This is a genomic window from Pseudomonas brassicacearum, assembly GCF_009601685.2.
GTDB lineage: Bacteria > Pseudomonadota > Gammaproteobacteria > Pseudomonadales > Pseudomonadaceae > Aquipseudomonas > Aquipseudomonas kilonensis_B.
In genome coordinates this window covers 2,038,368-2,060,959 of the sequence record NZ_CP045701.2, presented here as the reverse complement: position 1 = coordinate 2,060,959, position 22,592 = coordinate 2,038,368, and the positions used below count along the sequence as shown (strand labels likewise).

Sequence of the window (22,592 nt, the reverse complement as noted above, 5' to 3'; positions counted from 1 at the left end):
CGATGACATCGGCACATCAGGCAAGGATGCAGGCGGCTTTCACAGGAACCTACAACAGCACCTCATCCGCCCGGCCACCCTCCTCCTGGATCACCAGGTGGATGAAATGCAGCTTGGTAATAACGGCCGCCGGCACGACGAACGGGTAGAAATCCGGTTGGCCCATGCTGCGGGACAGTTCGTTGAGCATGCCGGCCAGTTCGATCCAGGCGTTGACGAACGAGAGGAAAGCCGCACCGCCAGCGTGCTCGCAATCGTATAGGGTTTCGGGCGGGAACGGCTGGTAGTCGAAATCCATTTCCCGGGCGCTCATGCCCAAACCCAGGGCGGTGTCCACCGCGTCCATCATGTGCAGGTAATGCGCCCAGGTTTCCGCCCAGTCCTCCCACGGGTGCATGGTGGCATAGGCGCTGACGTAACGGGTTTGCCAGTCCAGCGGCGCGCCTTGCTGGTAGTGCCGGTCCAGGGCTTCGGCATAACTGACGCGCTCATCGCCGAACAGCTCGCGGAAAGCCTCGAGCCAGTGGCTGTTGGCGATCAGCCGATCCCAATAATAGTGCCCCACCTCATGTCGGAAATGCCCGAGCAAGGTGCGATACGGCTCGCGCATCTGCTGGCGCACGTATTCACGATGGGCATCGTCAGCTTCCTTGATGTCGAGGGTGACCAATCCACTGGCGTGACCAGTGGTGGGTGGTGTGCCGTCGGGATCGACACCGATGAAATCAAACGCCAAGCCGGTGTTTTCGTCGACGGTTTTCGGGATGACCGACAAGCCGAGGCTAATCAGTTGCGCGACCAGACGACGCTTGGCTGTCTCGACCTTGCACCAGCGTTCGGGGTTTTCCGGGATCGACAGGTCGGGAATGGTGCGGTTCAAGCTACAGGCGATGCACAGGGTATCGTACCCGTTGGCCGGCAACAGCCAATTGCAGGCCGCCGGGGTGTCGAGGTTGGCGCAACGGCGGAACAGCCCGGCTTGGGGATCGGCGTCCAGCGTCCAGGTCCCGGCTTGCTCGCCGGGTTGCAAGGACGTCAGGCGACTGCGCTCAGGTTGATAACCCAGCGCCGCCAGGCAGGCCAGGCATTGGCTGTTGCGAAAGAACAACGACTGGCCGCAACGGCACGACCAGACCTTGCTGTTACGTGACCGATCGCCCAAGAACGGCGCGGCGATGCGTGAGCTCAGTTGTTCGAAGAAGCGGTACATGGCGATCTCTCCCTGGAGCCTGCAAGACTAGATCACCTTACGTTCATGATCGTTCCGAGCGATGTACCACTGGCAGCGGATAAACCGTGGCGAGGGCACTTGTCCCCTCACCACACAGGGCACTAAACCGTGATGCCATGCTGACTCAGAAAGACGACAAACGCCTCTTCATCCAGCACCTTGAGCCCTAGTTCATTGGCCTTGGTCAATTTCGAACCGGCGCCCGGCCCGGCCACCACGCAGTGGGTTTTCGCCGACACGGAACCTGCGACCTTGGCCCCCAGGCTCTCCAGCTTGTCCTTGGCGACGTCGCGACTCATCAACTCCAGCGAACCGGTCAGCACCCAGGTGTGACCCGCCTCAGGCAAACCTTCGACGACCTTCTTCTCGCTCTGCCAATGCATGCCGAAGTCCTGCAACTGTTGCTCCGCGGCTTCGGCCTGCTGACGGTTGGCGGCAATGGCGAAGAACTCGCGCACGGCGTTGGCCTGTTTTTCCGGCAACGCCTGGCGCATGTCCAGCCAGTCGGCACTCATCACCGCCTCGAGTGAACCGAACTTGTCTGCCAGTTTCTGCGCTCCGCCCGGTCCGACCGAAGGAATGTTCAACTTGTCGAGAAAACCACCCAGGGTCGTGCTGGCGGAGAACTCGGCGCCCAACTCGCCCTGATCCTGGATCTCAAGGCCGTGGCGCAACAGGTCCTTGATCACCTGGCGATTGTGCGAGTCCTCGAAGAAGCTGTAGATCTCGTGGGCCACTTCCAGGCCGACGTCAGGCAAGTACGTGAGCACCTGGGGCAGAGCCGCCTGCACGCGCTCCAACGAACCGAGGGAGCGAGCCAGGACCTTGGCGGTTTCCTCGCCCACGTCCGGAATGCCGAGGGCGTAGATGAAACGCGCCAGGCTCGGTTTCTTGCTGTCGACAATGGCCGCCAGCAGGTTCTTGCTCGACAGTTCGGCGAAGCCTTCCAGGTCGACCACCTGCTCGAAGGTCAGGGCATACAGATCGGCGGGCGAACCCACCAGGCCCTCGTCCACCAGTTGCTCGACGCTCTTCTCGCCCAGGCCCTCGATGTCCATGGCCCGACGCGACACGAAGTGGATGATCGCCTGCTTGAGCTGCGCACCACAGGCCAGGCGACCGACGCAGCGGTACACCGCGCCTTCGCTGATGGTTTCACGGCCCTTGCTGCGCTTGATCAATTGTGTGCGCTCGACATGGGAACCACACACCGGGCACTGCCTGGGGATCTCCACGGGGCGGGCATCGGCCGGACGGCGCTCGGTGATCACTTGCACCACTTGCGGGATCACGTCGCCGGCACGGCGGATGATCACGGTGTCGCCGATCATCAGGCCCAGGCGTGCCACTTCGTCCATGTTGTGCAAGGTGGCGTTGGCCACGGTCACGCCAGCGACCTTGACCGGCTTGAGGCGTGCCACGGGCGTGACAGCGCCGGTGCGACCGACCTGGAACTCGACGTCCAGCAACTCGGTGAGTTCTTCAGAGGCCGGGAATTTATGAGCGATGGCCCAACGCGGCTCCCGGGCGCGAAAACCGAGCTCGCGCTGGGAGGCGATGCTGTTGACCTTGAACACCACCCCGTCGATTTCATAAGGCAACGCGCTACGGCGCTCGCCGATGTCGCGGTAGTAATCCAGGCATTCGTCAATACCGTGGGCCAGCTTCAACTCACGACTGATGGGCAAGCCCCAGGCCTTGAGCTGCTTGAGGTTGCCAATGTGGGTATCGGCAATGTCCGCGGTCACTTGGCCGATGCCATAGCAGCAAAATTCCAGGGGACGGTTGGCCGTGATCCTGGAGTCCAACTGACGCAGACTGCCGGCCGCCGCGTTGCGCGGGTTGGCGAAGGTCTTGCCACCCGCTTCCAGTTGCGTGGCGTTGAGGCGTTCGAAGCCGGCCTTGGACATGTACACCTCGCCGCGCACTTCCAGCAGTGGCGGCCAGCCGCTGCCCTGCAACTTGAGGGGGATGTTGCGCACCGTACGCACGTTGACGCTGATGTCCTCGCCCGTGGTGCCATCACCACGCGTAGCACCGCGCACCAGCAGGCCGTCCTGATACAACAGGCTGACCGCCAGGCCATCGAGCTTCGGCTCGCAGCTGTACTCCACCGCCGCACCCCCGCCCAGCAGGTCGCCCATGGGCAGGTCGAGGCCTTCAGTTACCCGGCGGTCGAATTCGCGCATGGTGGTTTCGTCGAAGGCGTTGCCCAGGCTGAGCATCGGGATCTCGTGGCGCACCTGGCTGAATGCCGAGAGCGCCCCGCTACCGACCCGCTGGGTCGGGGAATCACTGGTCACAAGTTCCGGGTGCTGCTCTTCCAGGGCCTTGAGCTCGTGGAACAAGCGGTCGTACTCGGCGTCCGGGATGCTCGGCTCATCGAGCACGTGGTAGCGGTAGTTGTGCTGATCCAGCTCGGTGCGCAGCTGTTGAATTCGGGTTTCGACGGCGTTCATGGGTGTTCTCTCATAAAGCAAAAGAGCAGCCTAGGCTGCTCATTCTCAATACTTCGATCGCGTGCAGGAGCTGTAGGAGCTGACGAGTGCAACGAGGCTGCGATCTTTTGATCTTTCGCTCACGACCCAATCGTCAGTGGAAAGATCGCAGCCTCGTTGCACTCGACAGCTCCTACAGGCCAGCGATCTTTGGCCTCAGCGCTTCTGGGTCAGTGCCCGGCGCTCGAATTCGACGATACGCTGGCGGTAGTGCTCGATAGTCTGGGCGGTCAGCACGCTGCGCTGGTCATCCTTGAGTTCGCCATTGAGCTCCTGGGACAACTTGCGAGCCGCGGCCACCATCACATCGAAGGCCTGCTTGGGATGACGCGGGCCCGGCAGGCCAAGGAAGAAACTCACCGCCGGCGTGCTGAAATGATCGATGTCGTCGAGGTCGAACACGCCAGGCTTGACGGCGTTGGCCATGGAGAACAGCACCTCGCCGTTGCCGGCCATGCTCTCATGACGATGGAAAATATCCATCTCGCCGAAACGCAGGCCGCTTTCCAGGATGTTCTGCAGCAACGCCGGGCCCTTGAAGCCGGCCGGGTCGCGGCAGATCACGCTGATCACCAGCACTTCTTCAGCCTGGGCCTGGTCTTTGTCGGCGCTCGAGGTTTTGTTCTCGTCCGGGAAATCGCTGTCGCGACTGCTGAAGCTCGGGCCACCATCCAGGTCGAGATTCAGGTTCAAATCACCCTGAGACGGTTCGCTGTTGCGCTTGCCGCGCTTGGAACCCGATTCCCGTGGCTCACGGGCAGGCGCGCTCATCGACGGCAAGTCATGTTCATCCAGCTGCGGCTCCTTATGGGTGTCCAGCACCCGGGGCGGGCCCAGCAGCTCGGCGCTGTCATCCTCATCGGGCAGGTTCGACAAGCTGCGGTCCAGGCGAAACTTCAGTTTCCCCTTGCCGCCGCGCATGCGGCGCCAGCCGTCGAAAAGAATACCGGCAATGACAATGATGCCGATGACGATCAGCCACTCGCGCAGACCGATTTCCATGTAATCCCGTGCCTCTATAAAAATGCTGAAAAATAAGGGGCTTAGCTATTTGCAAACCGCTTTAAAACGTGGCGCCAACTCTATGTTCTGAATGGCGTTTTGCCCACGCATACGAAAAATTGACATTAAACTAGCACGACCAAAGATAACTTTACACCGTCTGTCGCACAGGCTTGTGCCCAATCTGTTAATTGAACATCACCCCCCAGGGTAAAAATACCTACAGCGTTCCAAGCAAATGCCCTACAGCTTGTTGATCAGGCATCCACCATGGCCATGGCCTCCTCCACATCCACCGCCACCAGTCTCGAACAGCCCGGCTCATGCATGGTCACCCCCATCAACTGATCGGCCATTTCCATGGCGATCTTGTTGTGGGTGATATAGATGAACTGCACCGTTTCAGACATCTCCTTCACCAGCCGTGCGTAACGGCCTACGTTGGCGTCGTCCAGTGGTGCGTCGACCTCATCGAGCATGCAGAACGGCGCCGGGTTCAGTTTGAAGATGGCAAAGACCAGGGCCAATGCGGTCAGCGCCTTTTCGCCACCGGAGAGCAAATGGATGGTGCTGTTCTTCTTGCCAGGAGGACGCGCCATGATTGTCACCCCTGTATCGAGTAAATCTTCGCCCGTCAGTTCCAAGTAGGCACTGCCGCCACCGAAAACTTTTGGGAAAAGTGCCTGCAAACCGCCATTGATCTGATCAAAGGTATCCTTGAAGCGATTGCGGGTTTCCTTGTCGATCTTGCGAATGACGTTTTCCAGGGTCTCCAGCGCTTCCACCAGATCGTCGTTCTGGGCGTCCAGGTAGCGCTTGCGCTCGGACTGCTGTTGATACTCGTCGATGGCCGCCAGGTTGATTGCCCCCAGGCGCTGGATGCGCTGGGCAATGCGCTCCAGCTCTTCCTCGGCGTCCTTCTCGTTGGCCCCGGCCACCAAGGTGGCGAGCACCCCGTCGAGGTCGTAGCCGTCTTCCAGCAACTGGTCCTGCAAGGCTTTGCGCCGCACCGTCAGGGCTTGCCACTCCATGCGCTGCTGTTCCATCTGGCCGCGGATCAGTTGCGATTGCTGCTCGGCCTGGCTGCGGCGCTTCTCGGCGTCGCGCAGTTCGCGGTCGGCGTCCTCCAGAGCGATCTGTGCCGTCTTGAGCTCTTCGTCGACGCTCATGCGCTTGTCGAGCAACTCTTCGAGCTTGAGGCGCAGCTCTTCCAGCGGCGCTTCGCCCTCCTCCAGATTGAGGCTCAATTGTTCGCGTTTTTCGGTCAGGCGTTCGGACTGCATTTCCAGCCGTTCCAATGCCTGGCGCGTGGAATCGTGCTGGGCCTTGAGCGAGCCCAGGCGCACCGCCAACTGATGGGCATGGTCCTTGTGCTGGCGCGCTTCCTGGCGCACCCGATCCAGGCGCTCGCGCAGGCTGTCACGCTGGGCCAGCAGCAGTTCGCGCTGCTCGGTGTCCAGTGCCATGGCATCGAGGGCCTCTTGCAGTTGCAAGCGCGCCTCGCCGATCTGTTCGTGCTCCAGCGCCCGCTGCTCGCCCAGTTCGGCGATTTCTTCTTCGAGGCGGGTGCGGCGCAGCGCCAACTGTTCGACCTTGGCCTTGCCGGCCGACAGCTGCGCCTTGAGCTCGCCTTGCTGGCGCGCTTCATCCTGCAACAGCCGGCGCAGGTGTTCGCGGCCGTTCTCCTGCTGACGCTGTTGCGCCCGCAGGTTCTGTAATTCGGTTTCCAGGGCTTCGACGCTGGCCTCGCGCTCTTCGCGCTCGGCGCCCAGGCGCTGGATCTCCTGGCCACGGGCGAGCATGCCGCTCTCGGCTTCGCTGGCCCGACGCACCCGCAGGAAATGCCGGCCGACCCAATACCCGTCACGACTGATCAGGCTTTCGCCGGCCGCCAATTGCCCACGCAGGGCCAAGGCCTGCTCAAGGCTGTCCACCGGTTTGACCTGCCCCAGCCAGGGCGACAGGTCGACCTGGGCCTCGACCTTGTCCAGCAAGCTGCCGGGGATTCGTACGCCGTCGCCCGCCGGACTGAGCAGGCGCAGATCGCCCTGAGTGAAACCCGACAGGTCGAAGCCACCGAAGTCATCCACCAGCACAGCTTGCAGATCGGCACCCAGCACGGTTTCCACCGCCAGCTCCCAACCGGCATCGACCTTCAGGCCCTCGGCCAGTCGCGGACGCTCGGCCAGATGCTGGTCGCGCAGCCATTCGGCGGTGCCGGTGCCTGGGTCCAGTGCGGCTTGCTGCAAGGCTTCCAGCGAGGCCAGGCGCCCATTGAGCCGCTGCAATTCGCCCTGGGCCTGTTGCTGGTTCTGCAAGGCCAGTTGCAAGGCCTGGCGCAGTTGTTCGAGCCGTTCGACCTGGGCGTCTTCGCTGGCCTGCAAGTCTTCGAGGGTGGCTTCGCTGGTCGCCAGTTGCTCATTCAGATCCAGGATCGCTGCGTCTTCCGGGTCCGCCGCGAGCAAGGCGCGCTCTTCGGACAGGCGACGCTGACGTTCGGCCAGGCGCTCCATGCTGGTTTCCAACTGCTGGATGCGCGACTGCTGGACTTCAGCCTGACGCCGCGGCTCGGCCGAGGTCAGGTTGAAACTGTCCCACTGCTCTTGCCAGCCATGCATGGTCAGCTCGGCTTCTTCCAGGGCCGCGGCAGCCTCTTCGGCGGCGGCGCTGGTGATTTCCTGCTCCGGCGTGAGTCGGTCCAGCTCCTCGCCGAGGGTCAACAGCAAGGTGCGGTCGTGCCCCAGGTGTGATTCGGTTTCCAGGCGCGCCCGCTCGGCTTCCTTCAAATCATCCTGCAACTGCCGCAGTCGTTGTTGACCATGCTGGATGCTCTGCTCGACCCGGGCGATGTCGCCCCCCACGGAATAGAAGCGCCCCTGCACCAGATTGAAGCGCTCGGACAGGTCGTGGTGCCCGTCACGCAGGCGCTCGATGGCGGCGTCGGCGTTGCGTTGCTCGGCCACCAGGGCTTCGAAGCTGACTTCCTGGTTACCGATGATCGCCTCACGCTGGCCGACCTGCTCGTTCAACGCCTGCCAACGCAGGGCCGACAGCTGGGCCTTGAGCTGGCGCTCCTCGCCCTTGTATTCCTGGTACTTCTTCGCGGCCTCGGCCTGACGGTGCAGACGCTCGAGCTGGCGTTCGAGTTCTTCGCGCAGGTCGGTCAGGCGCGCCAGGTTCTCGTGGGTGCGACGAATGCGGTTTTCAGTCTCGCGCCGCCGCTCCTTGTACTTGGAAATACCGGCGGCTTCTTCGATGAAGTTGCGCAAGTCTTCGGGCTTGGCCTCGATCAGCTTGGAGATCATGCCCTGTTCGATGATCGAGTAGCTGCGCGGGCCCAGGCCGGTGCCGAGGAAAATATCGGTGATGTCGCGACGCCGGCACTTGGCGCCGTTGAGGAAATAGCTGTTCTGGCTGTCGCGGGTCACTTTGCGACGAATGGAGATTTCTGCATACGCCGCGTATTCACCCACCAGGGTGCCGTCGGAGTTATCGAACACCAGCTCGATGCTGGCCTGGCTCACCGGCTTGCGGCTGGTGGAGCCGTTGAAGATGACGTCGGTCATCGACTCGCCGCGCAGGTTCTTGGCCGAGCTCTCGCCCATCACCCAGCGCACGGCGTCGATGATGTTCGACTTGCCGCAACCATTGGGCCCGACCACCGCCGCCATGTTACTGGGGAAGTTCACCGTGGTCGGGTCGACGAAGGATTTGAACCCCGCCAACTTGATGCACTTGAGCCGCACGTCAGGCCGCCGTCAGGGCAGAAACCACCAGATCGCAACTGCGCTGGGCGTAGGCCGTGAGCACGATGCGGATCTGCGGCAAATCACGGGCCAGCACGGCGGCGAGCAGGCGCTGGAACAGGTCTAGGAACTCGCTCATTTCCGCCTTGCGTTGTTCCAGGGCCAGGAAATAGGCACGGCTCATGGCCGGTTGCAGGTTCTCGACGGTTTCCTGCAAATACGGGTTGTTGGCAAAGGGATAGGCGGCGCGCATCACGCTGAAGCTTTCATCGACGAAGGTGCGGATGTCCTGGCGCACGTAGGCGTCGTTGAGACGCTGCTGGATCGCCACGAACGGCGCCATGTCGGCCTGTTCTTTCCAGCCATGGGCCACGGCGTTGCCCAGCAGGATGTACAGCTCGCTCATCAGCGTGCAGAGGCTGCGCACCTTGTGTTCGGTAAGCTCGGTGACGTGGGCGCCGCGGCGCGGCAGGATCGCGATCAAGTGGCGTCGCTCCAGGATCAGCAAGGCCTCGCGGACCGAGCCGCGGCTGACGTTGAGCGCCAGCGTGACCTTCTGCTCCTGGATGCGCTCTCCCGGTTTCATTTCGCCGCGAATGATGCGTTCGGCGAGGTGATGGGCGATTTGCTCGGCGAGGCTGTCCGGGGCCTTGAACGTCATGGTTGTCCTTCAAACTCTTCGATTTGCACAAGCGGCGCAGTGTAGCGCACTCGATACGTCATGGCGCAGGGCCTGTACCGGGTTTTTGGCACGATACAAGCAAAAAAATCCTATGGGAGCCGAGCTTGCTCGCGATAGCGGTAAGTCAGCTTGCATCCATACTGAATGTAGCGCCGGCATCGCGAGCAAGTGCGGCTCCCACAGGGTTCTACAGTGTCCATAGATCGTTGTTCATCGACCAAGAGGATTTTCTTGACCTTTAAGTCAGAAAATCGTTGACCGAAAAGTCAGAACTGATAAATTCAGCCCACGTCGATACAACAATAATGAGTCTGCGAGGCCTTCCGTGATCCAGTTTTTACTTAACCAGGAACTCCGTAGCGAGCACGCCCTGGACCCGAACCTGACCGTGCTCAACTATTTGCGCGAACACGTTGGCAAGCCAGGCACCAAAGAAGGCTGCGCCAGCGGCGACTGTGGCGCGTGCACCGTGGTGGTGGGCGAATTGCACACGGACGAAAAAGGCCAGGCGCGCATGCGCTATCGCAGCCTCAACGCGTGCCTGACCTTCGTTTCGTCCCTGCACGGCAAGCAACTGATCAGCGTCGAAGACCTCAAGCACCAGGGCCAACTGCACAGCGTCCAGCAGGCGATGGTCGATTGCCACGGTTCGCAATGCGGCTTCTGCACACCGGGCTTCGTCATGTCATTGTTCGCCCTGCAAAAGAACAGCGAACAACCCGACGCCCACCAGGCCCACGAAGCCCTGGCCGGCAACCTCTGTCGTTGCACTGGCTACCGGCCGATCCTGGCCGCCGCCGAGCAGGCCTGCTGCGCCAAGCAGCCAGATCAGTTCGATGCCCGCGAAGCCGAAACCATCGCCCGCCTCAAGGCCATCGCCCCGACCGAAACCGGTGAGCTCAACAGTGGCGACAAACGCTGCCTGGTGCCGCTGACCGTGGCCGACCTGGCCGATCTTTACGATGCTTATCCTCAAGCACGCCTGCTGGCCGGCGGCACGGACCTGGCCCTGGAAGTCACGCAATTTCACCGCACCCTGCCGGTGATGATCTACGTGGGCAACGTCGCCGAACTCAAGCGCATCGAACGTTTCGACGATCGCCTGGAGATCGGCGCCGCCGCCGCCCTCTCCGATTGCTACGAAGCCCTGAAAGCCGAATACCCGGACTTTGGCGAACTGCTGCAGCGCTTCGCCTCGCTGCAGATCCGCAACCAGGGCACCCTGGGCGGCAACATCGGCAATGCCTCACCGATTGGCGACTCGCCACCCCTGCTGATCGCCCTTGGCGCGCAGATCGTGCTGTGCAAGGGCCAGACCCGCCGCACCCTGGCCCTGGAAGACTATTTCATCGACTACCGGGTCACCGCCCGCCAGGAAAGCGAATTCATCGAAAAGATCATCGTGCCGCGGGCCAGTGCCGAACAGGCGTTCCGCGCCTACAAGGTTTCCAAGCGCCTGGACGATGACATTTCCGCCGTGTGCGCGGCCTTCAACCTGCGCATCGACAACGGCGTGGTCCGCGACGCCCGCGTGGCCTTCGGCGGCATGGCCGCCACACCCAAGCGCGCCAAGCATTGTGAAGCGGTATTGATCGGTGCGCCGTGGACCGACAGCACCATCGAACGCGCCTGCATCGCCTTGGCTGAGGACTTCACGCCGCTGTCGGACTTCCGCGCCAGCAAGGAATACCGCCTGCTCAGCGCGCGCAACCTGTTGCGCAAATACTTCATCGAACTGCAAACGCCGCACATCGAGACTCGGGTGACCGCTTATGTCTAACCATCACACCGTAGAGAAGACCCAAACCGAACTGGCCGAGCTGTTCGCCCGCGACCTGAGCACTGGCGTGGGCCGCAGCGTCAAGCATGACAGCGCCGCCAAACATGTGTCCGGCGAGGCACAGTACATCGATGATCGCCTGGAATTTCCGAACCAGTTGCACGTCTATGCCCGGCTGTCGGACCGCGCCCACGCCCGGATCATTCGCATCGATACCACGCCCTGCTACGCCTTCGAAGGCGTGCGCATCGCCATTACCCACCAAGACATCCCTGGCCTGAAGGACATTGGCCCGCTGTTGCCGGGTGATCCGTTGCTGGCCATCGATGACGTGCAGTTCGTCGGCCAACCAGTGCTGGCCGTCGCCGCCAAGGACCTGGACACCGCGCGCAAGGCGGCGATGGCGGCCATCGTCGAATACGAAGACCTGGAACCGGTGCTGGACGTGGTCGAGGCCCTGCGCAAGCGGCACTTCGTGCTCGACAGCCACACCCACCAGCGCGGCGATTCGGCCACGGCACTGGCGAGCGCCGAGCATCGCATCCAGGGCTCGCTGCACATCGGCGGCCAGGAACACTTTTACCTGGAAACCCAGATTTCCTCGGTGATGCCCACCGAAGACGGCGGCATGCTCGTCTACTGCTCGACCCAGAACCCCACCGAAGTTCAGAAACTGGTAGCTGAAGTGCTGGGCGTGTCGATGAACAAAGTCGTGGTGGACATGCGCCGCATGGGCGGAGGGTTTGGCGGCAAGGAAACCCAGGCCGCCAGCCCGGCGTGCCTGTGCGCCGTCATCGCCCACCTCACCGGCCAGCCCACCAAGATGCGCCTGCCCCGGGTCGAAGACATGCTGATGACCGGCAAGCGCCACCCCTTCTACATCGAATACGACGTCGGCTTCGACAGCACCGGGCGCCTGCACGGCATCGCCCTGGAACTGGCCGGCAACTGCGGGTGCTCGCCGGACCTGTCGGCCTCGATCGTCGACCGGGCGATGTTCCATGCCGACAACGCCTATTACCTGGGCGATGCAACCATCAACGGCCATCGCTGCAAGACCAATACCGCGTCGAACACCGCTTACCGAGGTTTCGGCGGGCCGCAAGGCATGGTCGCCATCGAAGAAGTGATGGACGCCATCGCCCGGCATCTGGGGCTCGATCCGCTGGCGGTGCGCAAGGCCAACTATTACGGCAAGACAGAACGCAACGTCACCCACTACTACCAGACCGTCGAGCACAACATGCTCGAGGAGATGACCGCCGAGCTTGAAGAAAGCAGCCAGTACGCTGAACGCCGCGAAGCGATCCGCCGCTACAACGCCAATAGTCCGATCCTGAAAAAGGGCCTGGCGCTGACCCCGGTGAAATTCGGCATTTCCTTTACCGCCAGTTTCCTCAACCAGGCCGGTGCCTTGATCCACGTCTACACCGACGGCAGCATCCACCTCAACCATGGCGGCACCGAAATGGGCCAGGGCTTGAACACCAAGGTCGCCCAAGTAGTAGCCGAAGTGTTCCAGGTAGAAATGGACCGCGTGCAAATCACTGCGACCAACACCGACAAGGTGCCGAACACTTCTCCCACCGCCGCCTCCAGCGGTGCCGACCTGAACGGCAAGGCGGCGCAGAACGCCGCCGAAACCATCAAGCGGCGCCTGGTGGAATTCGCCGCGCGGCAGTACAAGGTCAGCGAAGAAGACGTCGAATTCCACAACGGCCATGTGCGGGTGCGCGATCACATCCTGACCTTCGAGGCGCTGGTGCAGCAGGCGTATTTCGCCCAGGTCTCGCTGTCGAGCACCGGCTTCTACAAGACCCCGAAAATCTACTACGACCGCAGCCAGGCCCGTGGCCGGCCGTTCTACTACTACGCCTATGGCGCGGCCTGTGCCGAAGTGATCGTCGACACCCTCACCGGCGAGTACAAGATGCTGCGCACCGACATCCTCCACGACGTCGGCGCCTCGCTGAACCCGGCCATCGACATCGGCCAGGTCGAGGGCGGTTTCATCCAGGGCATGGGCTGGCTGACCATGGAAGAGTTGGTGTGGAACGACAAGGGCAAACTGATGACCAATGGCCCGGCCAGCTACAAGATCCCCGCCGTGGCCGACATGCCGCTGGACCTGCGGGTCAAGCTGGTGGAAAACCGCAAGAACCCCGAAGACACGGTGTTCCATTCCAAGGCCGTGGGCGAGCCGCCGTTCATGCTCGGCATCGCCGCGTGGTGCGCCATCAAGGACGCCGTGGCGAGCCTGGGGGATTACCAGCACCAACCGAAAATCGATGCGCCGGCGACGCCGGAGCGGGTGTTGTGGGGGTGTGAGCAGATGCGGGGGTTGAAGACCGTGAAGCCTGCGCAAGCCGAGGCCGAGCTGGCTTCGCTTTAGACCGCGGCGCGGCTATCGCGAGCGAGCTCGCTCCCACAGGGGATTTGTGTACGCCGATCCAATGTGGGAGCGAGCTTGCTCGCGATGAGGCCGGAACAGACAAGAGAGATGTCGAGGTGAATATGTACAACTGGATCAGCGCCCTCGCCGACCTGCAAGATCGCGGTGAACCCTGCGTGCTGGTGACGATCATCGAAGAGCTCGGCTCCACCCCGCGTAACGCCGGTTCGAAGATGGTCATCAGCGCCAGCCAGACCTTCGACACCATCGGTGGCGGGCACCTGGAATACAAAGCCATGGAACTCGCCCGGCAGATGCTCGCCAGCGGCCAGCAAAGCACCCATCTGGAGCGCTTCAGCCTCGGTGCGAGCCTGGGCCAGTGCTGCGGCGGCGTGACCGTGTTGCTGTTCGAACCCATGGGCCAAGTCCAGGCACAGATCGCTGTGTTCGGCGCCGGCCATGTCGGCCGCGCCCTGGTGCCGCTGCTGGCGAACCTGCCCTGCAAGGTGCGCTGGATCGATTCGCGGGAGGCGGAATTCCCCGAACACCTGCCCCATGGCGTGCGCAAGGTCGTCACCGAAGAGCCACTGGATGAAGTCGACGAATTGCCCGTCGGCAGCTACTGCATCGTCATGACCCACAACCATCAACTCGACCTGGAACTGAGCGCCGCGATCCTCAAGCGCAACGACTTTGCCTACTTCGGCCTGATCGGCTCGAAGACCAAACGGGTCAAGTTCGAACATCGCCTGCGTGATCGTGGTTTTGACAGCAGCACCTTGCAACGCATGCGTTGCCCGATGGGTATTGGCGAAGTCAAAGGCAAGTTGCCTGTGGAAATCGCCATCTCCATCGCCGGCGAAATCATCGCCACCTATAACGCCGATTTCGGCCAGCACACCGCCCGCGCCGAACCGATTGCCAAGCTGCTGCCGGCCTCGCGCCGCAGCCAGGCGAACCGTTGAACACTCGTTGAGAATTCCCATGCCCCTGACACGCAAAGCCTACCGCGCCGCCCTGCTCCACAGCCTCGCCGACCCGGCCGAAGTCGGTATCGAGGCGTCCTATGAATATTTCGAAGACGGTTTGCTGGTGGTGGAAAACGGCCAGATCAGCGCCATCGGCCACGCCCATGACCTGTTGCCGACCCTGGCGGCGGATATCGAAATCCACCATTACCCGGACGCGCTGATCACTCCAGGTTTGATCGACACTCACATCCACCTGCCACAGACCGGTATGGTCGGCGCCTACGGCGAGCAATTGCTGGACTGGCTCAACACCTACACCTTCCCCTGCGAAAGCCAGTTCGCCGACAAGACCCACGCCGATGCCGTGGCCGATATTTTCGTCAAGGAACTGCTGCGCAACGGCACCACCACCGCGCTGGTGTTCGGCAGCGTGCACCCGCAATCGGTGAATTCGTTTTTTGAAGTAGCCGAGAAACTTGACCTGCGCATGATCGCCGGCAAAGTGATGATGGACCGCAACGCCCCGGACTACCTGGTCGACACCGCCGAATCGAGCTACACCCAAAGCAAGGCGCTGATCGAGCGCTGGCACGGCAAGGGCCGCCTGCACTACGCCGTGACCCCACGCTTCGCCCCCACCAGCACGCCCGAGCAACTGGCCCTGGCCGGTCAGTTGCTCGGGGAATATCCAGACCTGTACATGCAGACCCACATCAGTGAAAACCTGCAGGAGGTGCAATGGGTCAAGGAACTGTTTCCAGAGCGCAAAGGTTATCTGGACGTCTACGACCACTACCATCTGCTCGGCGAACGCTCGGTGTTCGCCCATGGCGTGCACCTGTGTGACGACGAATGCGCGCGCCTGGCCGAGACCGGTTCGGCCATCGCGTTCTGCCCGACCTCGAACTTTTTCCTCGGCAGCGGCCTGTTCAACCTGCCGATGGCTGAGAAGCATAAAGTGAACGTGGGGTTGGGCACTGATGTGGGGGGCGGCACCAGTTTCTCTCTGCTGCAAACCCTGAACGAAGCCTACAAGGTGATGCAGTTGCAGGGCGCGCGACTGAGCCCGTTCAAGTCGCTGTACCTGGCCACCCTCGGCGGCGCCCGGGCCCTGCGCCTGGAGGACAAGATCGGGACGTTGCAGCCGGGGACCGATGCGGACTTCCTGGTGCTGGACTACAACGCCACGCCGCTTCTGAGCTATCGCCTCAAGCAGGCCAAGGACATTGCCGAACGGCTGTTCGTGTTGATGACGCTGGGAGATGACCGGACGGTGGCGCAGACTTATGCGGCCGGTCAGTTGGTGCATCAGCGGTAGGTTTCATTGCCTGTTGAATCGCCATCGCGAGCAAGCTCGCGATTGGCGGTATGACTGATTCAACCCATCAAAGCTTGGCGGTCGAGCGCCCCGGCTTCTTGCTCTGCAGCAGGTGCGAGAACACCGCATGCAAATCATCCGACGCACTTTCCTCGTCGAGGTTGAGCTTGCTGTCGATGTGGTCCATGTGATGCATCATCAGGTCCACCGCCAGCGTGGCATCGCGCGCCTCGATGGCGTCAATCAACTGGGTGTGTTCGTCATAGGAACAGTGGGAACGGTTGCCGCTTTCGTACTGGGCGATGATCAGCGACGTCTGGGACACCAGGCTGCGCTGGAAGCTGATCAGCGGGGCGTTCTTCGCCGCTTCGGCCAGCTTGAGGTGGAACTCGCCCGACAAACGAATGCCGGCGCCACGGTCGCCACGGGAGAAACTGTCGCGCTCGTCGCTGACCATCTGCCGCAGCTCAGCCAATTGCTCGGCCGTGGCATGCTGCACCGCCAGTTCGGTGATCGCCCTTTCCACCAGGCGCCGAGCCATGAATACCTGGCGAGCCTCTTCGACACTCGGGCTCGCCACCACCGCACCGCGGTTGGGCCGCAGCAACACCACGCCTTCGTGGGCCAGGCGTGACAGCGCCCGGCGAATGATCGTGCGGCTGACCCCGAAAATCTCCCCCAGTGCCTCTTCGCTCAACTTTGTACCGGGCGCCAGGCGTTGTTCGAGGATGGCCTCGAAGATATGTGCATAGACAATATCGTCCTGGGTTCCGCTGCGGCCAGCTTTACCGGCTCGCGGTTGTTTCTTGAGGGGTTGCAACTGTTCGTTCATGGGCACTCGAGTCGGGAGAACTGCGGCGAATTGACCGTGACTGTAATACGGCACAGCGGGTCGCTGGCAAGTATCGCGTAAAAAACAGCCCGATTGTACACAACCTCTGATGGCAACACGACTGTACGGCTGTTTGCGGGCATGGCTGTATTGCAATCGGCTACTGCGTTGAGTTTAGGCTTTAAACCCAAAACCTGCGGCGCGATCAAGCCCAGCCAATCTACAACAAGGACCACCGCCCACCATGACCGAAGTCACGACCACGCCACTTCGTCCATTGGCCGACACCTCACCTTCGGCCATTGTCGCCGGGTTCATCGCGATGATGACCGGCTACACCAGCTCCCTGGTGCTGATGTTCCAGGCCGGGCAAGCGGCCGGGCTGACCAGCGGGCAGATTTCCTCGTGGATCTGGGCGATTTCCATCGGCATGGCGGTGTGTTCCATCGGTCTGTCGCTGCGCTATCGCACGCCGATCACCATCGCCTGGTCGACACCCGGCGCGGCGCTGCTGATCACCAGCCTGGGCGGCGTGAGTTACGGCGAGGCCATCGGCGCCTATATCACCTGTGCCGTATTGGTGACGATCTGCGGCCTGACCGGCAGTTTCGAACGCCTGGTCAAGCGTATTCCAGCCTCGCTGGCGGCGGCGTTGCTGGCGGGGATCCTGTTCAAGATCGGCAGCGAGATCTTCGTCGCTACCCAGCATCGCACCGGGCTGGTGCTGGGGATGTTTTTCACCTACCTGATCGTCAAGCGCCTGTCGCCCCGCTACGCGGTACTGGCGGCACTGTTGATCGGTACGGCGCTGTCAGGCCTGCTGGGGCTGTTGGACTTCAGCGGCTTTGCCCTGGAAGTCGCGACGCCGGTCTGGACCACGCCGCACTTTTCCCTGGCAGCCACCATCAGCATCGGCGTTCCGCTGTTCGTGGTGGCGATGACCTCGCAGAACATGCCCGGCATCGCCGTGCTGCGGGCCGACGGCTACAACGTGCCGGCCTCCCCGCTGATCACCAGCACCGGCATCGCTTCGCTGTTGCTGGCACCGTTCGGTTCCCATGGCATCAACCTGGCGGCCATCAGCGCGGCCATCTGCACCGGGCCCCACGCCCACGAAGATCGCAACAAGCGCTACACGGCGGCGGTCTGGTGCGGGATCTTCTACGGGATTGCCGGGGTGTTTGGCGCTACGCTGGCGGCGTTGTTCGCGGCGCTGCCCAAGGAGCTGGTGCTGTCCATCGCGGCCTTGGCGCTGTTCGGGTCGATCATCAATGGCTTGAGCATCGCCATGAGCGAAGTGAAGGAGCGGGAAGCGGCGCTGGTCACCTTCATGGTCACGGCGTCGGGGCTGACGCTGTTCTCCATCGGTTCGGCGTTCTGGGGGATTGTGGCGGGGGTGTTGACCTTAGTGATACTGAACTGGCGTAGCGCCTAAAAAAAAAATCGCAGCCTTTGGCAGCTCCTGCATTGGAATGCGTACATCCTGTAGGAGCTGCCGAAGGCTGCGATCTTTTTGACCGGCAACCCGAAGGACGGGCTGCCGGTTCAGACCATCAAGCGACCGGATTGATCGGCTTTTCCGGGTACCAGACGTCCATCAGCGGGCTGACTTCAACGCTGGTCAGCTCAGGACGTGCCTTGAGCCAGGCTTCAACGGCAGCGCGCTGCTCTTCGGAAACCGAGCCACGCTTCTGCAGGCAAACCAGACCGTAGTCATCGCCGCCGACATAGCCCAGGCCGTTGGCTTCCATGGCTTCTTTGAGGAAAGCATCGAGGAAAGCGTCAATAGCCTCATCGGCCAGATCTTCTTTGAAATCCAGGTTCAGTTCGAAACCCAGCTCTTGAAATTCATCCACGCACAGTTTTTTGCGCAGACGCTGGGAACGGTTAGTCGCCATTGGAACAATCCTCATAAGTAATAACGGCCGGCACTCTACCAGTTTGGTGCACCGTTTGCCCGCCTGATCAGGTGTGTGGGCCTACCGTCGGTAAAAAATAGCGCCCGAAGGGCTCAGGCACGGCACACGCCGTTGCACCTTGGGGCATAATGCCGACACTTTCATGACGTTGAGGGCGTTCATTTTCATGTCCTCGTTTTTTCCCCCTCGCCTGTAGGGTTTTATTTCAAATGATCAAATCTTTGCGTCCACTGCTTTTGGCCGGCCTTCTTCTTCCCCTGGCCCTGCCTGCGTCCACCAGCGCCGCCACCATCAACACGGCCCTGACGCCCAATGTGCAAAAGGCCCTCAAGAACAGCAAGCTGCAGAATGACGCGCTGTCCCTGGTGATGATCCCGCTCAACGGCCCTGGCACCCCGACCCTCTACAACGCCGACGTCTCGGTCAATCCGGCGTCCACCATGAAACTGGTGACCACCTACGCCGCCCTGGAAATGCTCGGCCCCAATCACCAGTGGAAAACCGAGTTCTACACCGACGGCACCCTCAGCGGTGGGATTCTCAACGGCAACCTGTACCTCAAAGGTGGCGGCGACCCCAAGCTGAACATGGAAAAACTCTGGCTGCTGATGCGCGACCTGCGGGCCAACGGCGTGCAACAGGTGACCGGTGACCTGGTGCTGGACCGTGGTTTCTTCATCAAACCGCAGTTGCCTGAATTCAACGACGACGGCAACGACAAAAACAAACCGTTCCTGGTCAAGCCCGACTCCCTGCTGGTCAACCTCAAGGCCCTGCGTTTTGTCGCCCGCAATGACGGCGGCCGGGTGCTGGTGTCGGTGGAGCCGCCGATTGCGAGCATTCGCATCGAAAACCAGGTCAAGGCCGTCAACTCCAAGCAATGCACCGGCGGCGTGCGCTACAACCCAGTGACACAGACGGACGGCAGCGTGACGGTGACTGTCGGCGGCCAGCTCGGGGACGGTTGCAGCTCCCAGACCTACCTGTCGTTGCTGGACCATGCCACCTACACCGCCGGCGCCGTGCGGGCGATCTGGAAGGAACTGGGCGGCAGCATCCAGGGCAAGGACCGCCTGGCCGCGACCCCGAGCAACGCCAAGGTGCTGGCCCGGGCGTTCTCCCCGGACCTGGCGGAGATCATCCGCGACATCAACAAATACAGTAACAACACCATGGCCCAGCAGTTGTTCCTGAGCCTGGGCGCGCAATTTCGTAACGAAGCCGACGGTGACGACGCCAAGGCTGCGCAACGGGTGGTGCGCCAGTGGTTGGCCAAGAAAGGCATCACCGCGCCGCACCTGGTGATGGAGAATGGCTCCGGCCTGTCCCGCGCCGAACGGGTCAGCGCCCGGGAAATGGCGGCCATGCTGCAAGCCGCCTGGCGCAGCCCGTACTCGGCGGAGTTCATCAGTTCGATGCCGATTGCCGGCACCGACGGCACCATGCGCAAACGCCTGAAGACCACCGCCATGGCCGGCGAAGCCCACGTCAAGACCGGGACCCTGAACACCGTGCGCGCCATCGCCGGCTACAGCCGTGACATCAATGGCAACACATGGGCGGTGGTGGCGATTCTCAACGATCCGAAGCCTTGGGGCGCTTCATCGGTGCTGGACCAGGTGCTGCTGGACTTGTACCGCCAGCCGAAACTGCCGCAGACGGCTTCGGCGCTCTAATCCCGCCAGAAACCAAATGTGGGAGCGGGCTTGCTCGCGAATGCGGTGTATCAATCAACGCAATTGTTGAATGTAACGCCGCATTCGTGAGCAAGCCCGCTCCCACAGTTGACCGTGTATATCCAGCTAGCTCAACTGCACCTCGACCCGATCCCGCCCGGCCTGCTTGGCCGCATACACGCCCGAGTCGGCCCTTAGCAACAACGCGTCGGCGCCCTCCCCGGCGCGCCAGGTGGCGATACCGAAGCTGGCGGTGACAAAACCCACGTTCTCGATGGGCGCCGCCCGCAAGCCCTCCCACAGCTCCAATGCCAAGGAATAGGCGCTGTCGCTGTCGGTGTCCGGGCACAGCACCACGAACTCTTCCCCACCCAGCCGGCAGAACACATCGGTGCGCCGCAATCGTTGCGCGACGCGCTGACAGACCGCCTGCAACACCCGGTCGCCCACTGCGTGGCCATGCTGGTCGTTGATGCGCTTGAAGTGGTCGATGTCGAGCATGATGACCGCCAGCCCCCCGGAACCGCGCTCGACCCGGGCCATCTCCGAAGTCAGGCGCTCCTGGAAATAGCGACGGTTGCGAATACCGGTCAGGGCATCGGTCACTGACAGGGCCCGCAGCTCTTCTTCCACACGCTTGAGGTCGGAAATATCCGAGATATAGCCGTGCCACAACACCCCGCCGCCGGGCAGTTCCTCGGGCGTGGCTTCGCCGCGTACCCAGCGCAGGCCGCGCAGGGGCAACTGCACCCGGTACTCTTCCCGCCATGGGCTCAAGGTGTGGGCCGAAGCACGAATCGAAGCGCGGACGCGCGTGCTGTCCAACGGGTGAATGCGCGAGAAAATCGCCTCGGCGTTCTGCACCAGCACATCGGGTTCCAATTCATAGATGTCGCGAATGCCGTCGCTGGCATAGATCACGCTGAAGCGACCATTGAAATCCATTCTGAACTGGTAGATTCCCCCCGGCACGTGGGCACTGAGCTTTTTCAGCAACAGGTCACGGGCGGCCAATGCCTCGTGGACGCGCTTGCGTTCGGTGATGTCGATGCAGATCGCCAGGTGCCCGATCCACAACCCCTGGTCATCTAGCATCGGTGTGGCGAGCATGTTCACGGTCAGGTGGCTACCATCGCGGCGCACCAGGGTCCACTCCCGCGCCTGTTGCCCGCCCTGCTCGCCGCCCTCGAGCAGCATCGCGTGGCACGTCGGAATCGGCTTGCCAAAGCGTGCGCCGAGCTGGGCGGCGCGAGCCTGGAGCTCGCGCGGCACATGCAGGCTTTCCAGGGTCATGCTCTGCAGGACCTCACAGCTCGGGTAGCCGAGCATCTGTTCGGCGCCGACGTTGAAGGTGGTGATGACACCACGCAGGTCCGTGGCGATGATCGCGACCTGGGTCGCCGCATCCAGCACACCGCGCAACTGGCCGTGGGTACCACGCAACTCCTGTTCCCGGGCGCGCAATTCACGGGTGCGTTGCTCTACCAGTTTCAAGGCCCGCTGCCGCTGGCTGACCAACACATAGAGCAAGACGCTGAGCAGCAGGCTGAGCAAACCGCCGAGCACCATCAGGCTCATCACCGAAGAATGGTTGGTCGCCAGGAACACCCGGCTGGGCCGCAACTCTATCCGGTAATCGCGATCAGCCAGGCGCAGCAGGCGAGTGGCCGACAATTCGCTGTGGCCCTGCCGGTTGTGGGATTCGAACAGCGCCTCCTCCGCGTTTTCGGTAGACAGGTCCATGACACGCATCGAGAGGTTATCGTGAGCGGACGCTGGCAGCCCATCACCCGCCAGTTGTCGCATGCTGATGGCCGCCACCACATACCCGAACGGTTCGCTGACCGATTCCCGGATGACCGGCGCAACCAGCAGTACCCCGCGGGCAAACACCGGGTCGGTGCCCATCAGTTCCAATGGCTGCGAAGCCACCACCCGGCCACGCTGGCGCGCCCGCTCAAGCGCGGCACGAGGCAACGGTTCGGAAAGCAGATCCAGGCCCAGCGGCGCCCCAAAGGAAGCCTGGCTCTGAATGTAGAGCATCGGCGCGTATTCGTCCCGTTCGGCGGCCTGCCGCAGGCCACCGTTGCCGTCCGGCTCGCGGATCGTGAATTGAGAGGCCCCTTCGGCCTGCGCTTGTTGTTCGAACGATTGCCGTTGGTCGCGCTGCACCCTGGGCGCCCAGGCGAAGGCTCGGGTACGGCGCAATAGCGCGTCGGCGTAACCACGGAATTCAGTGTTGGAGACCCCTTCGGAGTTGGCAAAGAAACGCCTGAGGCTGTCGAGGCGTCGCTCCTGGTCATGGAAGTGTTCTTCGATGCGGCTGAAACGCTCTTCGGCTTGCAGCTCGAAGCGCTGGCGCAGTTGCTGATTGAACAGGTCCATCATCGCCCAGGTCAGCACGCCGGTCAGGACCGTACCGGCCAGCAGGACCAGCGAAGCCACCAGCCAGGCCGATACGTCTTCGCTGATAAAGCCCAGGATCCTGGGGCGCACCTGATGCAATGCCATAAACACAACTCAGAAAGGGGACCAGGCATAGGCA

14 protein-coding genes are annotated in these 22,592 nt (G+C 62.2%); 6 read left to right on the top strand and 8 right to left on the bottom strand.

Annotated elements, in window-relative coordinates:
• Positions 1 to 49 precede the first annotated feature (49 nt).
• The 5 genes from GFU70_RS08980 to GFU70_RS08960 form a co-directional block, all read right to left on the bottom strand.
• Positions 50 to 1,210: a putative zinc-binding metallopeptidase gene (locus tag GFU70_RS08980; protein WP_116642844.1), complete on the bottom strand. Its 1,161-nt coding sequence runs from the start codon at positions 1,208 to 1,210 to the stop codon at positions 50 to 52.
• 122 nt (positions 1,211 to 1,332) lie between these two features.
• The gene (gene ligA / locus GFU70_RS08975; RefSeq protein WP_153387896.1) at positions 1,333 to 3,690 is read right to left on the bottom strand and encodes an NAD-dependent DNA ligase LigA; all 2,358 of its coding nucleotides are present in this window, start codon (positions 3,688 to 3,690) and stop codon (positions 1,333 to 1,335) included.
• A 195-nt stretch (positions 3,691 to 3,885) separates the two neighbouring features.
• Positions 3,886 to 4,731: a cell division protein ZipA gene (zipA, locus tag GFU70_RS08970; protein ID WP_058545536.1), complete on the bottom strand. Its 846-nt coding sequence runs from the start codon at positions 4,729 to 4,731 to the stop codon at positions 3,886 to 3,888.
• A 257-nt stretch (positions 4,732 to 4,988) separates the two neighbouring features.
• Positions 4,989 to 8,477: a chromosome segregation protein SMC gene (smc, locus tag GFU70_RS08965; protein WP_058545537.1), complete on the bottom strand. Its 3,489-nt coding sequence runs from the start codon at positions 8,475 to 8,477 to the stop codon at positions 4,989 to 4,991.
• A gap of 1 nt (position 8,478) precedes the next feature.
• Positions 8,479 to 9,138, bottom strand: a complete 660-nt coding sequence (locus GFU70_RS08960) for a GntR family transcriptional regulator (protein ID WP_058545538.1) — start codon at positions 9,136 to 9,138, stop codon at positions 8,479 to 8,481.
• Positions 9,139 to 9,484: 346 nt separating this feature from the next.
• Here GFU70_RS08960 and xdhA point away from each other — a divergent pair, with 346 nt between their 5' ends.
• From xdhA to guaD, 4 genes are all read left to right on the top strand, one after another.
• Complete coding sequence (gene xdhA, locus GFU70_RS08955; protein ID WP_153387895.1) at positions 9,485 to 10,939, top strand: xanthine dehydrogenase small subunit; 1,455 nt, start codon at positions 9,485 to 9,487, stop codon at positions 10,937 to 10,939.
• On the top strand, positions 10,932 to 13,331 hold the full coding sequence (gene xdhB, locus GFU70_RS08950; protein ID WP_153387894.1) for a xanthine dehydrogenase molybdopterin binding subunit: 2,400 nt from the start codon (positions 10,932 to 10,934) through the stop codon (positions 13,329 to 13,331). Before xdhA ends, xdhB begins: the two co-directional genes overlap by 8 nt.
• Positions 13,332 to 13,453: 122 nt before the next feature.
• Positions 13,454 to 14,296: a xanthine dehydrogenase accessory protein XdhC gene (gene xdhC, locus GFU70_RS08945; protein WP_058545541.1), complete on the top strand. Its 843-nt coding sequence runs from the start codon at positions 13,454 to 13,456 to the stop codon at positions 14,294 to 14,296.
• 19 nt (positions 14,297 to 14,315) lie between these two features.
• A complete protein-coding gene (guaD, locus tag GFU70_RS08940) occupies positions 14,316 to 15,620 on the top strand; it encodes a guanine deaminase (RefSeq protein ID WP_153387893.1) in 1,305 nt (434 codons plus the stop codon).
• Between the two features lie 67 nt (positions 15,621 to 15,687).
• On the opposite strand, the gene GFU70_RS08935 is transcribed toward guaD, so the two are convergent.
• Positions 15,688 to 16,452, bottom strand: a complete 765-nt coding sequence (locus GFU70_RS08935; RefSeq protein WP_003183531.1) for a GntR family transcriptional regulator — start codon at positions 16,450 to 16,452, stop codon at positions 15,688 to 15,690.
• A 244-nt stretch (positions 16,453 to 16,696) separates the two neighbouring features.
• Between GFU70_RS08935 and GFU70_RS08930 the strand changes: the two genes are divergently transcribed.
• Entirely contained in the window at positions 16,697 to 17,887 is a 1,191-nt protein-coding gene (locus tag GFU70_RS08930; RefSeq protein ID WP_153387892.1) for a benzoate/H(+) symporter BenE family transporter, read from the top strand.
• A 118-nt stretch (positions 17,888 to 18,005) separates the two neighbouring features.
• Here GFU70_RS08930 and GFU70_RS08925 read toward each other — a convergent pair whose 3' ends face one another.
• Positions 18,006 to 18,350 (bottom strand): YggL family protein, encoded by a 345-nt coding sequence (locus GFU70_RS08925; RefSeq protein ID WP_003199553.1) that lies wholly within the window; start codon positions 18,348 to 18,350, stop codon positions 18,006 to 18,008.
• A gap of 230 nt (positions 18,351 to 18,580) precedes the next feature.
• Here GFU70_RS08925 and dacB point away from each other — a divergent pair, with 230 nt between their 5' ends.
• A complete protein-coding gene (dacB, locus tag GFU70_RS08920) occupies positions 18,581 to 20,047 on the top strand; it encodes a D-alanyl-D-alanine carboxypeptidase/D-alanyl-D-alanine-endopeptidase (protein WP_064106904.1) in 1,467 nt (488 codons plus the stop codon).
• 126 nt (positions 20,048 to 20,173) lie between these two features.
• Here dacB and GFU70_RS08915 read toward each other — a convergent pair whose 3' ends face one another.
• Positions 20,174 to 22,558, bottom strand: coding sequence for a GGDEF domain-containing protein (locus tag GFU70_RS08915; RefSeq protein WP_116642848.1), 2,385 nt, complete (start codon positions 22,556 to 22,558; stop codon positions 20,174 to 20,176).
• Between the last annotated feature and the right edge of the window lie 34 nt (positions 22,559 to 22,592).